The 15590-nt window shown below is 72.6% G+C and carries 15 protein-coding genes; 10 read left to right on the plus strand and 5 right to left on the minus strand.

Annotation, left to right across the window (positions count from 1 at the left end):
- The first annotated feature begins 17 nt into the window (after positions 1-17).
- Genes AB0H37_RS04595 through AB0H37_RS04620 form a run of 6 tightly spaced genes read left to right on the plus strand, consistent with a single transcriptional unit; the run spans position 18 to position 5948 of the window.
- Complete coding sequence (locus AB0H37_RS04595; protein ID WP_329087647.1) at positions 18-995, plus strand: STM4015 family protein; 978 nt, start codon at positions 18-20, stop codon at positions 993-995.
- Positions 996-1008: 13 nt separating this feature from the next.
- Complete coding sequence (locus AB0H37_RS04600) at positions 1009-1962, plus strand: STM4015 family protein (protein ID WP_329087648.1); 954 nt, start codon at positions 1009-1011, stop codon at positions 1960-1962.
- Positions 1959-3029 (plus strand): STM4014 family protein, encoded by a 1071-nt coding sequence (locus tag AB0H37_RS04605; protein WP_360611367.1) that lies wholly within the window; start codon positions 1959-1961, stop codon positions 3027-3029. Before AB0H37_RS04600 ends, AB0H37_RS04605 begins: the two co-directional genes overlap by 4 nt.
- Complete coding sequence (locus tag AB0H37_RS04610) at positions 3017-3817, plus strand: STM4013/SEN3800 family hydrolase (RefSeq protein WP_179836521.1); 801 nt, start codon at positions 3017-3019, stop codon at positions 3815-3817. Before AB0H37_RS04605 ends, AB0H37_RS04610 begins: the two co-directional genes overlap by 13 nt.
- A complete protein-coding gene (locus tag AB0H37_RS04615) occupies positions 3814-5094 on the plus strand; it encodes an STM4012 family radical SAM protein (protein WP_360611369.1) in 1281 nt (426 codons plus the stop codon). The genes AB0H37_RS04610 and AB0H37_RS04615 overlap by 4 nt, the downstream gene beginning before the upstream one ends.
- On the plus strand, positions 5094-5948 hold the full coding sequence (locus tag AB0H37_RS04620) for an STM4011 family radical SAM protein (protein ID WP_329087655.1): 855 nt from the start codon (positions 5094-5096) through the stop codon (positions 5946-5948). The genes AB0H37_RS04615 and AB0H37_RS04620 overlap by 1 nt, the downstream gene beginning before the upstream one ends.
- A gap of 91 nt (positions 5949-6039) precedes the next feature.
- Here the strand turns inward: AB0H37_RS04620 and AB0H37_RS04625 are convergent, their stop codons facing one another.
- Positions 6040-7035, minus strand: a complete 996-nt coding sequence (locus AB0H37_RS04625; protein WP_329087657.1) for a WYL domain-containing protein — start codon at positions 7033-7035, stop codon at positions 6040-6042.
- A gap of 166 nt (positions 7036-7201) precedes the next feature.
- Between AB0H37_RS04625 and AB0H37_RS04630 the strand changes: the two genes are divergently transcribed.
- The gene (locus tag AB0H37_RS04630) at positions 7202-7744 is read left to right on the plus strand and encodes a YdeI/OmpD-associated family protein (RefSeq protein ID WP_179836518.1); all 543 of its coding nucleotides are present in this window, start codon (positions 7202-7204) and stop codon (positions 7742-7744) included.
- Between the two features lie 169 nt (positions 7745-7913).
- Here AB0H37_RS04630 and AB0H37_RS04635 read toward each other — a convergent pair whose 3' ends face one another.
- From AB0H37_RS04635 to AB0H37_RS04645, 3 genes are all read right to left on the minus strand, one after another.
- Entirely contained in the window at positions 7914-9065 is a 1152-nt protein-coding gene (locus AB0H37_RS04635; protein ID WP_360611373.1) for a DUF6745 domain-containing protein, read from the minus strand.
- A gap of 12 nt (positions 9066-9077) precedes the next feature.
- Complete coding sequence (locus AB0H37_RS04640) at positions 9078-9404, minus strand: hypothetical protein (protein WP_179836516.1); 327 nt, start codon at positions 9402-9404, stop codon at positions 9078-9080.
- A 183-nt stretch (positions 9405-9587) separates the two neighbouring features.
- Positions 9588-10958 carry a threonine/serine exporter family protein gene (locus AB0H37_RS04645; protein ID WP_329087663.1) on the minus strand — a complete coding sequence of 457 codons (1371 nt, stop codon included), beginning with the start codon at positions 10956-10958 and terminating at the stop codon, positions 9588-9590.
- A 151-nt stretch (positions 10959-11109) separates the two neighbouring features.
- Here AB0H37_RS04645 and AB0H37_RS04650 point away from each other — a divergent pair, with 151 nt between their 5' ends.
- From AB0H37_RS04650 to AB0H37_RS04660, 3 genes are all read left to right on the plus strand, one after another.
- On the plus strand, positions 11110-13203 hold the full coding sequence (locus tag AB0H37_RS04650; RefSeq protein ID WP_360611376.1) for a RecQ family ATP-dependent DNA helicase: 2094 nt from the start codon (positions 11110-11112) through the stop codon (positions 13201-13203).
- A 2-nt stretch (positions 13204-13205) separates the two neighbouring features.
- Positions 13206-13418 (plus strand): hypothetical protein, encoded by a 213-nt coding sequence (locus AB0H37_RS04655; RefSeq protein ID WP_329087665.1) that lies wholly within the window; start codon positions 13206-13208, stop codon positions 13416-13418.
- Between the two features lie 172 nt (positions 13419-13590).
- Positions 13591-14616 carry a LysR family transcriptional regulator gene (locus tag AB0H37_RS04660; RefSeq protein WP_360611379.1) on the plus strand — a complete coding sequence of 342 codons (1026 nt, stop codon included), beginning with the start codon at positions 13591-13593 and terminating at the stop codon, positions 14614-14616.
- Between the two features lie 12 nt (positions 14617-14628).
- Here the strand turns inward: AB0H37_RS04660 and AB0H37_RS04665 are convergent, their stop codons facing one another.
- The gene (locus AB0H37_RS04665; RefSeq protein WP_329087668.1) at positions 14629-15552 is read right to left on the minus strand and encodes a sugar kinase; all 924 of its coding nucleotides are present in this window, start codon (positions 15550-15552) and stop codon (positions 14629-14631) included.
- Positions 15553-15590: the final 38 nt, after the last annotated feature.

Raw genomic sequence — 15590 nt, forward strand, 5'->3', positions numbered from 1 at the left:
TCAGGCGAAGGGGATCCATGGGCATCTATCAGCACCTTGAGGAATATGTCGGCCTGCCGGTGGCCACGTTCAACGAGGACACCGGCACCGAGGAGGAGGACGACGGCCGCGGCGCGGGCTCCGATCCCGTCAGCGGAGAGGACTTCCCGCCCGCGGGCGAGGCCGCCTGGTTCGTCGGGACCTCCTTCGACGAGGAGCCGTTCGGCGAGGTCTTCGCGCGGTTCCTGGAGACGATCGACACCACCGAGGTGACGGCGCTCATCATCGGCTACTGGGGCGCGTCCTACGAGCTCGAGAAGGTCCCCGACCCGGTGGCGCTGCTGACCGGGGCGGCCGCGTCGTTCCCGAAGCTGCGGTCGCTGTTCCTCGGGGACATCACCGGCGAGGAGGCGGAGATCTCCTGGATCGAGCACGCCGACATCTCGCCCCTGTTCGCCGCGTTCCCCGACCTGGAGCGGTTGGAGGTGCGCGGTGCGCAGGAGCTCTCCCTCGACCCGATCAAGAGCGAGACCCTGAAGGTGCTGCGGTTCGAGTCGGGCGGGCTGCCGGCGCGGATCGTCCGCGCCGTCGGGGCGAGCGACCTGCCGAACCTGAGGCACCTCGACCTGTGGCTCGGCGAGGCGAACTACGGCGGCGACACCACCGTCGCCGACCTCGCGCCGTTCCTGTCCGGCGAGCGGCTGCCGGCGCTGCGCCACCTCGGCCTGGAGGACAGCGAGATCCAGGACGAGATCGCGGCGGCGGTCGCCGGCGCGCCGGTCGTCGCCCGGCTGGAGTCGCTGAGCCTGGCGATGGGCATCCTGACCGACCAGGGCGCCGAGGCGCTGCTGGCCGGCCAGCCGCTCACCCATCTGCGCAAGCTGGACCTGCACCACCACTTCCTGTCCGACACGATGATCGAGCGGGTGCGGGCCGCGCTGCCCGGCGTCGAGGTCGACCTGGACGAGCAGGAGAAGCCGGACGGCGACTGGCACTACATCGCGGTGTCCGAATGATCGCGGTGTCCGGATGATCCAGGAACGCCTATCCACCTTCGCGGGGCTGCCGGTCCACACCTTCGACGGCGAGCCGGACGGCCCGCTGCCGGAGCCGGGGGACGTGGCCTGGGGCGTCTACCACCACGTCCACGACAACGGCGTGTGGGGCGCGGAGGTCCCCGAGAACCTCGACCTCCTCCTGGAGAAGGTCGAGACCGCGCAGGTCACCCATCTCGTCATCGGCTTCTGGGGGTTCAACACCGAGGACTTCTCCCCGGTCGAGTGGCTGGAGGACAACGCCGAGCGGTTCCCGCGCCTGCGGGCGCTGTTCCTCGGCGACATCCTCGACTGGGACGTGCACATCTCCTGGATTCAGCACGGCGACATCTCGCCGCTGTTCGACGCCTTTCCGGGGCTGGAGCACTTCGAGATCCGCGGCGCGTCCGACCTGCGGTTCGAGCCGCTGCGCCACGAGCGTCTGAAGGTACTGCGGATCGAGTCCGGCGGGCTGCCGGTCGAGGTCGTGCAGGCGGTCGCGGGCGGCGACCTGCCCGCGCTGGAGCACCTGGACCTGTGGATCGGCTCGGACATGCACGGCGGGTCGTCCGCGGCGGAGGACTTCGCGCCCTTCCTCACCGGCGAGCGGTTCCCCTCCCTGAAGCACCTCGGCCTGGAGAACGGCCCGTTCCAGGACGAGCTGGCGGAGGCGCTGGCGAGCGCCCCGGTCGTCGCCCGGCTGGAGTCGCTCAGCCTGGCGATGGGGATGCTGTCGGACCGGGGAGCGGAGGCGCTGCTGTCCGGGCAGCCCCTCACCCATCTGCGCAGCCTCGATCTGCACCACGCCTTCCTGAGCGAGCCGATGGCCGAACGGCTCCGGGCGGCGCTGCCCGGCGTCGAGCTCGATCTTGAGGACGCGCTGGGCGAGGCGGCGTGGGTGGGACAGGAATGGGCGTTCAGCGACTTCTATGTCGCGGTGTCGGAATGACGCTCGCGGTGGTCGGCACGCCCGGAGACCGGCGTCCCGCGCTGTTCGCCGCGGCATGCCGGTCCGCCGGGCTGCCCGAGCCGCGGCTCGTCCCCTGGACGGACGTGCTGCGCGGAGCCCCGCTCTCCTTCCGGGCGGGTGAGGCGGTCCGCGTCGACTCGCCCGGCGAGGACCCCGAGGCCGACGCGCTGCTGCGCGGTCCCGGCGCGCCCGAGCGGGCGGGCGGCGGGGCGCGGTGGCACCGGACGTTCACCGCGGCGCTGCGGCAGCTGTCGGCGGCGGCGTCGGCGTCCGGTGCCCGGCTCCTCGGCGACGTCGAGGAGATCGCGGTCATGTTCGACAAGCGGCTGACCCACGCCCGCCTGCTCTCCGCGGGAGTCCCCGTGCCGGTCGCCCTGCCCGAGGTCAACGGGTACGGGGAGCTCCGCTCCCGGATGGACGAGGCAGGCGAGCGGCGGGTGTTCGTGAAGCCGGCGCACGGCTCGTCAGCCTCGGGGGTGGTCGCGCTCCAGACCGCCCCGGGCCGCGTGCGGGCCGTGACGTCGGCGTTCCTGGCCGGCGACCGGCTGCTCAACTCGCTGCGCGTCCGCTCCTACGGGACCGAGGACGAGGTCGCGACGCTGGTCGACCTGCTCGCGCCGGACGGCCTGCACGTCGAGCGGTGGCTGCCCAAGGCGACGCTCGGCGGGCGCGTGTTCGACCTGCGCGTCGTCGTCATCGGCGGCGAGCCCACGCACGCGGTCGTCCGCACCAGCCGGACCCCGATGACGAACCTGCACTTGGGCGGTGCCAGGGGAGACCTGGGGGCGGTGCGGCGCGCGCTCGGGGAGGGCGGCTGGAAGCGGGCACTGGACGTGTGTGCGCGCGCAGCCGCCTGTTTCCCGGGCAGCCCGATGGTGGGCGTCGACCTGCTCGTGGGATTCGGATTGAAGCGGTTCGCGGTGTGCGAGGTGAACGCCTTCGGCGACCTGCTCCCCGGGCTGACCGGCCTGCCCGGAAGCTCCGCCGAGGGCCTGGACACCTACGGCGCCCAGGTCAGGGCGATGGTGCACGCATGCACGACATGAACGCGGTCATCGGCGGCCACGACGTGCTGCTGGTGACCCTCGACACGCTGCGCTACGACGTGGCCGCCGAACTGGCCGCGGCGGGGGAGACCCCCACCCTCACCGGACTGCTCCCGGAAGGACGCTGGGAGCGCCGCCACACACCCGGAAGTTTCACCTATGCCGCGCACGCGGCGATGCTGGCCGGCTTCCTGCCGACGCCCGCGTCGCCCGGCCCGCATCCGCGACTGTTCGCCGGCGCCTTCCCGGGCAGCGAGACCACCGCCCCCGGCACCTGGACGTTCGAGGCCGCCGATCTGCCGACGGGCCTTGCCGCCGCCGGCTACCACACGGTCTGCGTGGGCGGCGTCGGGTTCTTCAACAAGCTGACGCCGCTCGGGTCGGCGCTGCCGTCGCTCTTCGCCGAGAGCCACTGGGAGCGCGGGTTCGGCGTGACCGACCCGGAGTCGCTGCCCAACCAGATCGACCGGATCGCCGAAGTCATCGCGCGGCTGCCTGCCGAACGCCGCCTGTTCCTGCTGCTGAACGTCGCGTCCCTGCACCAGCCCAACTGGTTCTACCTGGAGGGCGCCACACGCTCGGACGGGGACACCCGTGCGACCCACGCCGCCGCCCTCCGGCATGTGGACGCGCACATCGGCAGGTTGTTCGGGCTGATGCGCCGCCCGTGCTTCGTCATCGTCTGCTCCGACCACGGGACGGCGTACGGCGAGGACGGCCACACGGGCCACCGCATCGGCCACGAAGTCGTCTGGACCGTTCCTTACGGGGAGTTCGTGCTGTCGTGAACCCATACCGGGCGTACGTGTACGCCTATCCGCACAAGACCGCCTACCGTCCGCTGCAACCGGCACCCGGATTGCGTGATGTGTGGGCGGGGGAGCCGCTCGACGCGCTCTTCCTGTACCTGCACGTTCCCTTCTGCGAGATGCGGTGCGGCTTCTGCAACCTCTTCACCCGCACCGGCGCGCCCGAGGAGCTGACCGGCGCCTACCTGGACGCGCTGGACCGCCAGGCGACCGCGGCCCTGGACGCCCTGGACGGCGCCGCCTTCGCCACCGCGGCCTTCGGCGGAGGGACGCCGACCTACTTCACCGCGTCCGAGCTGGAGCGGCTCTGCGGCATCGCCGGACGCTTCCCCGGGTTCGGGTCGATCCCGCTGGGCGTGGAGACGTCCCCGGCGACCGCCACCACCGACCGGCTGGCCGTCCTCGCCGAGCACGGCACCACCCGCGTCTCCATCGGCGTGCAGAGCTTCCTGGACGAGGAGGCCCGCGCGGCCGTCCGGCCGCAGAAACGCGCCGAGGTGGAGGCCGCGCTGGACCGCATCCGCGCCGTGGGGTTCCCCATCCTCAACATCGACCTCATCTACGGCATCGACGGCCAGACACCCGCGACGTGGTCGCACTCCTTGAACGCCGCTCTCACATGGCGCCCGGAGGAGATCTACCTCTACCCGCTCTACGTCCGCCCGCTGACCGGCCTCGGACGCCGCGCCCAGGACTGGGACGACCAGCGCCTCACCCTCTACAGGCTCGGCCGTGACCACCTTCTTGGCGAAGGCTACGAGCAGGTGTCGATGCGGATGTTCCGGCTGCCGTCCTCAGGCGCGGGCGGCACGGAGTACTGCTGCCAGACGGACGGCATGGTCGGCCTGGGCTGCGGAGCACGCTCCTACACCTCCCGTCTCCACTACTCGTTCGAGTACGCGGTCGGAGCCGGGCAGGTGCGTTCCATCATCGACGACTACGTGCGCGAGACCGACTTCAGCACCGCCCGCGTCGGTTTCACACTGGACGAGGACGAACGCCGCAGGCGGCATCTCGTCCAGTCCCTTCTGCAAGCGACCGGCGTCGACCTGCGCACCTACCGAGCGCGCTTCGGGAGCGACCCGATGGACGACTTTCCCGCTGACCTGAAGCCGTTCGCCGACCGCGGATGGCTGGAGACCGCCGAAGACGTCGTCCGGCTGACCCCGGAAGGGCTCGCCTACTCCGACGCCATCGGCCCGGCCCTCTTCTCGTCCCGCGTCCAGGCGCTGATGGCGTCCTACGAGGCGCGGTGATGGACCATCTGACGATCCTCTACCGGGGGCCGTTGGCCAGTTGCGACTACGACTGCCCGTACTGCCCGTTCGCCAAGCGCCGCGACACCCCGGAGAAGCTCCGCGCCGACCGCGCCGCGCTCGAACGCTTCACCGAGTGGGCGTCGCGTTGCGACCACCGCGTCTCGGTCCTGTTCACGCCGTGGGGGGAAGGGCTCGTCCGCTCCTGGTACCGGCGCGCCCTGACCGACCTCAGCCACCTTCCGCACGTGGAACGGGTCGCGATCCAGACGAACCTCAGCCACCGCGTCTCATGGACGGCCGGCGCCGACCTCACGCGCTTGGCGCTGTGGGCGACCTACCACCCCGGCCAGGTTCCGTACGAGCGGTTCCTGGGCAAATGCCGGGACCTGTCGGCGCGGGGTGTCCGCTACAGCGTCGGAATCGTCGGCCAGCCGGAGCACCTCGACGCCGCCCGCCGCCTGCGCGCCGACCTTCCCGCCGGAACGTATCTGTGGGTCAACGCGGCCGAAGGGCGCACCTACGACGACGCCGAGGCCGCCTCCTGGACAGAGATCGACCCGCTGTTCCCCGTGAGCCGCCACCCGCACGCGAGCCGCGGCCTCACCTGCCGGACGGGGAACACGGTCGTGTCAGTGGACGGCGACGGCACGGTCCGCCGCTGCCACTTCGTCCCGTCCGTCCTGGGGAACCTCTACGACGGCTCGTTCCGTGCCGCACCGGCGCCCCGCCCGTGCCCTCTCGACACGTGCGACTGCCACATCGGCTACGTCCACCTCGAGCCCCTCGGCCTCTACGACACCTTCGCCGGCGGCATCCTCGAACGAATCCCCGCCCTGTTCAGCCACCCCTGAACCATGGCCCGCGCGGTGAACCCCACGACGGCGGTGACATCGCGCGGCGGACACCGCGTCGGGTGCGCGCTGCCGGAGCATGAACCGCTCTTCATCGGTCCCGGCCCCCACCCGAAGCCTGGTCTTGCCCGCTCTGCCCCTCTGGATCGCCGGTGTAGCGGCCGGCGAGTTCGGCGCCGATCCGGGCGAGTTCGCGCCGGACGCTGCCGGGCTCGACGACGTCGAGCAGCGTCCCCCAGCCGGCGAGGTGGCGGGCGATGTCCAGCGGGGTCGGGGCGGCCAGGCGGACCCGGACCCGCCCGTGGCCGGCCTCGCCGTCGGTGTGGCAGTGCCGTCCGAACTGGTCGCGCAGGATCGGCACGAACCGCTCCTCGACGAGCACGGTCGCCCATGTGCGCGAGCGACGCCGTTCGATCTCGTCGACGACCTCCTGCCAGGCGCCGGCCAGGGTGAAGTCGTCAGGGCGTTCGGCGGGAAGGCCGGTGGGCTCGGCCCGGGTGATCCGGTCGACGCGGAAGGTTCGCCGTCCTCGGTCGGTATCCGCAAGCAGGTACCAGATGTCGTCCTTGTCGATCAGACCCCACGGGTCGACCAGCCGTTCCGTCGCCGCTCCGGTGCGGCCTGCGTAGGCCAGGCGGACCTTGCGGCGGCGGATCACGGCGGTCTGCAGCAGGTCGACCATCGCGGGCCGGGGGCGGTCCCGCTCGCCCCACCGGACGGGGTCGACGATCGTCGCGTCCATGGCGGCCCCGGCGTCGGTGCGGAAGGTCCGCGGCAGGGCTCCCATGAGCTTGCGCAGCGCCGCTCTGGCCTCGGGTGACACGGCGGCGGGGCCGGCAAGCAGGAACAGGGCCTGCGCCTCGGCCGCCGTCAGACCGCTGAGATCGGTGCGGGCGCCGCCGACCAGTTGCCAGCCGCCGCCGCGCCCCGGCTGCGGATAGACGGGAACGCCGGCCGACGCGAGCGCCTCCAGGTCTCGGCGGGCGGTGGCCACCGACACCTGGAGCTCGGCCGCCACGTCGGCGGCGGTCACTCGGCCGCGGACCTGCATCAGCAGCAGGACGGCGACGAGGCGGTCGGCGCGCATGGAACCAGATTCTCCAACAAAGTGCTCAGAGGATGAGCACTTTAGCGGGAAGCATGGAGGTCGTCGCCCACCGAGAAGGGAACCCACCGATGCCGCGAGGCCTCACCACCGACCGACCCCTTCGGCGCCATCCTCGGCGTCGTGACCCGCGGCAGGTCGTGGGCCGATGATGCACTTCGCGGACGCCGCCGAGTGGGAGGCATGGCTGGCCGAGCACCACGACAGCGGGGACGGCGCCTGGCTGAAGATCGCCAAGAAGGGGGCGGACACCGGCTCCGTCACGATCACGCAGGCGCTGGAGATCGCGCTGTGCTACGGCTGGATCGACAGCCGGCGCAGGTCCTACGACGAGCACTTCTACCTGCAGCGGTACTCACGCCGCCGCAAGGGCGGCTCCTGGTCGCGCAAGAACGTCGAGCGCGTGGAGGCCCTGACCGCCGCCGGGCGGATGCGACCGCCCGGCCTGGCCGAGGTCGCCGCCGCCCAGGCGGACGGCCGCTGGGCGGCCGCCTACACCGCCCAGCGGGACGCCGGCGTCCCGCCCGACCTGACGGCCGCGCTCGCCGCCTGCCCGCAGGCCGCCGCCCGCTTCGAGGCGCTCGACAGGACCACCCGGTACCTCCTGATCCTTCCGCTGCTCAAGGCCCGGACACCGGCCGGGCGCGCCGCCCGCCTGCACAGGGCGGTCTCCGACCTTATGAATCAATAAGACCGGGGCGCAGCGTGATCGGGGGCGGTCACTTCTCACCGGCCGGGCCGCCTGCACTGTTCCGAGCTACGACTTCACCCGAGAACAAGCGGCCCAACGCACGTCCTGTTCACTCGCCGGCAAGACGGAGGCGGTTCCGCCCAAGATCTGGTCGGAACCGCCCCCGGGGTCAAGTCTGCTTTTCGGGGTGGTAGTCGGCCTCGTCCACGCCGAACGTCCACGCGACGCCCGCGCGCGCCGTGCGGGTGTCGGGCGGGACGCGCAGGTAGTAGGTGCGGTGCGTTCCGTCCGGTTCAGGGGTGGAATTGACCACCTCCACCATGACCACCGGCTCGTCGCCCGGCAGGTCGATCGACCACAGGACGCCCGTCTCGTCCCGGTGCAGGGGCCGCGCGCCGGTCTCGGCCAGGTACCGGTCGTAACCGAAGATCTCCAGCATCACGCGGCGCAGCTCGGCGTTCTGCTCGGAGGAGATGCGGTCGGGCGTCAGATTGCTCAGCGACGCGACGAAGTCGGGCGGGATCGGCATGCCGCGCCATGCGTGCAGCGCGAATCCGTCCGGATAGGCGAGGGCGGGACCGTCCCCGCGGTGCAGCCGTCCGGGCTCGTCGCGGTACAGCTCGCTCGGCCGCTCCGAGAGGATCACCAGCCGCTCGTAGGGCCACCACCAGCCGGCCGACCGGGCCACCTCCGCCAGCCCCGCCAGCGGGCCGTCGAGGCGTCCGAGCGACTCGAACAACGCCAGCCACGGCCCGTCGTGCTGGCCCAGGACGGCGTCCAGCGTGGCCGCGCGCAGCAGCGCCCCGGCCGCGTCCACCTCCGAGGTGGACCGCCGGTCCGCCGCCCTGCCGGACCCGCTCTGCGCCTGCTCGCCGACCGCGCCGCGGACGCGCGTCACCAGCGACTGCACCTGGTTCCACAGCAGGCCGCCGGTCTCGGCCCACGTGCGAGGCCACTGCTCCGGCCCCAATTCGGAACAGGCCGCCGCACGTTCGGCCTCCCAGGGGCGGGTGCGCACGTCCGTCAGGACGCTCGGCCCCGCCTCACCGGCACCGAGATCGGCGCGGGCCCGCTCCAGCAGCCCGTCCAGCCCGGCCTTCTCCAGCGCCTCGCCGTGCCCGGCGATCAGGGCCGCCAGGACGGCGCCGCGCACGGGGGAGGGCACCCACAGGAACCGCTCGGGGGGCCTCAGCCCGGCGGAGGCGTAGGCGGCGGTCACGCCCGCCTCGGCGCGGGCGCGGTCGGTGGGGCCTGTGGCGAACGCCGCCGCCTGCCAGTCGCCCACCACGAAGTGGGTCTCGCGTACCGTTCCGGTAAGCACGGTATCCGCCTCCTAGTCGGCCACGACGCGGACGGAACCGGGCACGTACTCGCGCTGGCGTATCACCCGGTACCAGCCCTTGGGCAGCGTGATCGCCGCGTGCTCCTCGTGCACGAGACGCCCGCCGGACGGCAGGTGCAGGTGGTCCGGCACGAGCGGGTCGGGGGTGCGCAGCAGCGTCCCGGGCGCGGCCAACGCGTGCGCGTGCCCGGTGGCCTCGCCGAGGGCGAGCACCATGCGGCCCCGGCCGTCGCGCGGGGACGGCGGCAGCCCGCGGACGGACTGCGGAACCGTCTCCTCGGGCACGGGCAGGATCAGGACGTCTCCCTGTCGGTACATGGGGCGAACGTAACGCCCGCCACCGACAGAACCACCCCCGCCAGCGACCCGCCACCGGTGGGATCCGGGCACCCCGGAGACCCGTCGTCGGCAGGACCGGCCGCCGGTGGATCGGCTGTCCGAATGACCGGCCGCCAAGGAGACCGGCTGTCGGGTGATCGCCTGTCGAGGACCCGTGCGGGGTCAGAAGCCGCGGGTTCGGCGGGCCGCCGGGCGGGCCCAGCGGCCGGACGCGCTCAGGCCGACGTGCTGGAACGCGCGGACGAGTTCGCCGCCGAGGTTCACTCCGGCGCCGAGGGCGAGCGCCACGGACACGGCTCCGATGAGGCTCAGCACGCCGGCCTGCGGCGAACCGGTGTTGAGCTCGACCATGCCGCGGTAGAGCGCCGTCCCCGGCAGCAGCGGGCCGATGGCGGGGACCACGAACGGCATGACGGGCTCCCCGTGCCGGCGGGCGAGCCAGCTCGCCATCACGCCGACGACGGTGGCGGCCAGGGCCGCGGCCAACACGGGTGGAACGTGCCATCCTCGGGCCAGGACGTAGAGCACCCAGATCAGCGCGCCGCCGAGGGCGACGGTGGTCAGCACGTCCCGCGGGGCCGCCAGGGACACCGCGAACGTCAGCGAGATGGCGGCGGCGGCGATGACGGCGACGGGCTCCAGGCTCGCCGACGGGGTGGGCAGATGCCGGACGTCGATCGGCACGCCCAGGCTCACCCCGATGTACACCACGGCGCCCAGCCCGGCGACGATCGCCGCGATCATGAAGAAGACCTCCAGCACCCGCGCCCCGGCGCTGACCAGGTCGCCGGTGATGCCGTCCTGGATGCTCGCCACCAGCGGACGCCCCGGGAGCAGCGCCAGGATCGAGCCGGTGACGATCGTGGCTGCCTGGCCGGGGTTGCCCATCGCCACCACCACCGCGGCCGCCGCCGCGCCGATCGCGGCGGCCACCGTCAGCTGGAAGAACTCCGCGATGCCGCGGCGCGCCAGCGCGGCGGCCGTGCGGTCGCCCAGCATCGTGGCGACGAACGCGGTGGTCGCCACCAGGGGCCCGCCGCCGGACAGCACGCTGCCGGACGCGGCGATGAGCCCGAGGGACACCACCAGCAGCCAGGTCGGATAGGGCGGGCCGGCCCTCTTGATCTCCGCGAGCCGCTTGTGGCCCTCGTCCAGTTCGAGCATGCCGATGGACGCGTCCTGGACGAGCTGGTGCAGCGCGGTGAGCCGCCAGTAGGCCGGAGTCCGTCGCCGGATGGACCGCGCGCTGGTCATCGGCGCCGCGCCCCCGCCGGGGTGCGCCGAGACGAGGATGCTCGTCAGAGTGACCTGCACCTCGCAACGGGGGAGTTCGTAGGCCACGCCCAGGCCCAGCATGGCCTCGTTCACGCGTTCGGTGGTCTCGCCGCTGGCCAGGAGGAGCTCGCCCACCCGCAGGACGAGGTCGATGACCCGCGGGTCGACGATCTCGCCGGGCTCGTCTTCGGGCGGTTCCGGGGGCGACCCGTCCATGAGGACCTGCCATGTCCGCCGCAAGCGTTCAGCCGCGCCCATACCCCCGCTGGTGTCCCTTCCCGCCCATGAACCGATCTTGACTGGCAGGCTACCCACCAGCCCGGTGTCCCCAATCAGCGGCCTGCGTTCGCCTTCTCCACAGAACGTGATTCTGGTGCGGTGTCTTCCGAGGCACTGGTACGAAGGACGCATGAGCTCTTCGGACGGTCTGCGCGACGAGGCCGAGCGGTGCCTGCGCGCCCTCGCCGGTGACCACGCGCGGCTGCGCGACGACCAGTGGACGGCGATCAGCGCGCTCGTCGTCGAGCGGCGGCGCGCCCTCGTCGTGCAGCGGACGGGCTGGGGCAAGTCCGCCGTCTACTTCGTGGCGACCCGGCTGCTGCGCGAGCGCGGCGCCGGCCCCACGGTGATCGTCTCGCCGCTGCTGGCGCTGATGCGCAACCAGATCGACGCCGCCGTCCGGGCGGGCATCCGCGCCCGCACGATCAACTCCTCCAACACCGGCGACTGGGACCAGGTCTTCGCCGAGGTCGAGCAGGGCGCGGTCGACGTCCTGCTGGTGAGCCCCGAGCGGCTCAACAACCCCGACTTCCGCGATCTCGTCCTGCCCAAGCTCGCCGCGGGCGCCGGGCTGGTCGTGGTCGACGAGGCGCACTGCATCTCCGACTGGGGCCACGACTTCCGCCCCGACTACCGGCGGCTGCGCACCCTGCTGGCCGAGCTGCCGCCCGGCATCCCGGTGCTCGCCACCACCGCGACGGCCAACGCCCGCGTCACCGAGGACGTCGCCGAGCAGCTCGCCGGCGACGACGCCCTGGTCCTGCGCGGGCCTCTCGAACGCGACTCGCTGCACCTCGCCGTGGTGAACCTCCCCTCCGCCGAGCAGCGCATCGCCTGGCTGGGCGAGCATCTCGGCGACCTCCCGGGCAGCGGCATCATCTACACCCTCACCGTCGCGGCGGCCCACGAGATCACCGGGTGGCTCCGCGACCGCGGTCACGAGGTGGCCGCCTACTCCGGCCAGACCGAGCAGGCCGAACGCCTCCAGGCCGAGCGGGACCTCCACGACAACAAGCTCAAGGCCCTCGTCGCCACCAGCGCCCTCGGCATGGGCTTCGACAAGCCCGACCTCGGCTTCATCGTCCACGTCGGCGCCCCGCAGTCCCCGGTGGCCTACTACCAGCAGATCGGCCGCGCGGGCCGCGGCGTCGACCGCGCCGAGGTGATCCTGCTGCCCGGCCGCGAGGACCGCGACATCTGGGCCTACTTCGCGAGCCTCGCCTTCCCGCCGGAGCACATCGTCCGCAGCACGCTGGACGTCCTGGACACGGCCGGCCGCCCCCTCTCCACCACGGCCCTGGAACCGCTGGTCGACCTCAACCGGGCCCGTCTGGAGATGATGCTCAAGGTCCTCGACGTCGACGGCGCCGCCCGCCGCGTCAAGGGCGGCTGGACGTCCACCGGCGAGCCCTGGTCCTACGACCGCGAGCGCTACGAGCGCGTCACCGCCGAACGCCGCCGCGAACAGCAGGCCATGCTCGACTACATAGCGACTTCCGGCTGCCGCGAGGAGTTCCTGCGCCGCCAGCTGGACGACCCCGCCGCGGCCCCCTGCGGCCGCTGCGACAACTGCACGGGCCGCCACTGGCCCACCGACGTCACCCAGGAGAGCGCGACCCGGGCCCGCGAACGCCTGCAGCGTCCCGGCGTCGACATCGCCCCCCGCCGCATGTGGCCGACCGGCGTCAAGGACGACCTGGGCGTCTCCGGCCGCATCAAGCCCGAGCTGCAGGCCGAGACGGGCCGCGCCCTCGGCCGCCTCACCGACATCGGCTGGGGCAACCGCCTGCGCGACCTGTTCGCCGCCGGCGACACCGAGGTCCCCGCCGACCTTGTGGACGCCGTCGTGCAGGTCCTCGCCGCCTGGGACTGGACGGACCGCCCCACCGGCGTCGTCACCATCGGCTCCCGCTCCCGCCCCCGCCTGGTCACGACGTTCGGGCGGCGCATCGCCCAGATCGGCCGCCTGCCGTACCTGGGGGAGCTGGTCCCCGTCGGCGAGCCCGTGCCGCGCCGCCACAACAGCGCCCAGCGCCTCCGCTCGGTCTGGCACACCCTGACCGTTCCCACCGACCTGGCGGAGGCCCTCGCCGGCGACCCCGGCCACATCCTCCTGGTGGACGACCGCATAGAAACCGGCTGGACGATGACCGTGGCCACCCGCCTCCTGAAGGAGGCCGGAGCCAGAACCACCCTCCCGCTGGCCCTGGCCACCCCCAACTGACGGTGTGCCGCCCGCGCGCCCCCGTGGGCGCGGGCGGGACGTTCTTCGGGCCGGCCCGTGCGCGCGGCCCCGCGCACGGGCCGGCGTCCGGTCCCGGCGCCGCGGCGGAGAAGAGCCGCGGCGAACGGGAGACCAGGGCGCCGGGCGGCGGCCCCGGCGGCCGGCACCGCCGGGGCGCGCCCGGGAGCGCCGCCGTCCTGGGGTGGGACGGGTGACGGCGGCGGTGGAGCGGCTCGAAGGAAAGTGTTCTAGAGGTTAGAAAACTCTGTCCAGTTGTTTAGGAGAACATCTTGAGATAAGTTCAGGCGGAAATGTCATCATTTCCCGCTTAGTTGGCCCTGCGGCCATTTCCGCGGGGTCTTGGAAGAGGTAGTAATGTCCCTCCCCGTGCCACCGACCCTGGAGTCGCTCCTGGAGTGTCCGCCCGGCCTGCTCGACATGACGTTCGACCAGCTGCGGACCCTGCTGGTCGTGCACGAGACGGGGTCGGCGCTGCGGGCGGCGCGGGTGCTGGGGCGCGAGCAGTCGAGCGTCCAGAAGCAGCTCGACACGCTGAACCGCAACAGCCAGACGCTGTGCGGCGAGGTCCTGACCGTCCGGCAGGGGCGCGGGAAGGATTACCTGTTCACCCCGACCGGGGAGACCACGGTCGAACTGGCGCGCACGACGTTCGGGAAATGGCTGGAGTCCATTCACTGGAGCCGCCGCCGCCTCGGACGCATGCTGACGGTCGGCACCACCGAGTTCACCCTGCCGATCGTCTCCAGGGCCTGGGACCGGGTCTCGGAGGAGTTCCGGCAGCGCGAGGTCGAGTTCAAGGTCGCCCACGTCCGCACCAAGGACCTGTGGTCCCGGCTGGAGACCCGCCAGGTCGACCTCATCTGCGGCAGCATCGTCAGCACCCCCGAGGGCGACCTGCGCCTGGAGGAGTACGAGGTCGTCGAGTACGCCCGGGGCCAGGCGCTGCTGCTCACCAACCTGCCGGAGGGCGAGCTGCCCGACACGCCGGTGCAGACCAGCCGCCTCGGGCGGGTCCCGCTGGTGGTGCCGCCCGCCGGACTCGTCGCCGACCTGCTCGCCACCTGGTATGGGACGAACTTCCGCGAGCGGCTCAACGTCGTCGCCGACATCGACGACGTGCACTACGGGCTGTCGCTGCTGCGGTCGGGGTTCGTGCGCGGCTGCATGATCGTCACCGGTTCGATCGGGCGGGGCATGGCCGCGCAGGAGGACCCCGACGCCGTCCCGCTGCGCACGATCGGGCTGCACGACGACCTGGAGCCCAAGGCCGAGCTCATGACGGGCGCCTTCGTCCGCCGCGCCGACCTCGAACGCTACGACGCGGGCCACCCCCTGAACCGCCTCTGGGACGCGGTCAGGGAGGACGTCCGCACCTACACCCCGCTCGCCTGAGCGGGCCCGCCCCTACTTGATCTGGTTGTCCACCACGTCGAGGGTCGGACGGGCGCCCAGATGCTGCATGGCGCGGGCGGCCAGGCGGCAGCCCGCGGTGAGGGCGTCGGCCGGCTGCTTGCCGTCCAGCCACGGCGGGAGGAACCCGGCGACGAACGCGTCGCCGGCGCCGGTGCCGTCGATGATCTTCTCGACGGGCTCCGCCGCGACGGTGACGGGCTCGGGGCGGCCGTTGGTGTACCAGAGGGCCCCGTCGGCGCCGGTCTTGATCACGACCTGCGGGTACCAGGCGGTCAGGACCTTGGCGGCCTGCTCCGGCGTGTCGCGGCCGGTGAGGATCTCGGCCTCCTTGGCGTTGACGACCAGGAGGCGGGCGCCCTGCGTCCACTCCAGGAAGGGCTCGGCGCCCATCCGCTTGAGCGGGGAGGACGAGCCGCCGTCCACGGAGACCGACATCTGTATCTTGCGGGCGATCTCCAGAGTGTGGATGGCCGCCTTGCGGGATCCCTCGTTGATCAGGGAGTAGCCCGACAGGTGCAGGTGGGTGCCTCCGGAGAACAGGTCCTTGCAGCGCTCGATGTCCTCCGGCAGGAGGGCGGCGTTGGCGCCGGGGTCCGACAGCATCGTCCGGTCGCCCTTGTGGGTGACCATGATCACGCAGGTGCCCGTGGGACGTTCCTGGTCCATGACGAGGCGGGCGTCGACGCCGTAGCCCATCAGTTCCATGTCCCGGTTCCGGCCCGCGATGTCGGAGCCGCGGCGGCCGACGAATGCGGCGTCGGTCCCCTCCACGGCGAGCCATGCGGCCACGTTGGCGCCGGAGCCGCCACCGTGCGTCGTCACGGCGGCGGGCGTGTCGCTCCCCTTGGCCAGGGGAAAGGCGGCACGCGCCACGGTGTCTGTCATAAGATCGCCGACCACGACCACGCGCGTCATGGAGTCATCACCTCGATCAACACGGCCCGCGCGAGCGG

The sequence above is a fragment of the Actinomadura sp. NPDC023710 genome (assembly GCF_040639875.1).
In the GTDB taxonomy this organism is placed as follows: Bacteria; Actinomycetota; Actinomycetes; order Streptosporangiales; family Streptosporangiaceae; genus Spirillospora; species Spirillospora citrea.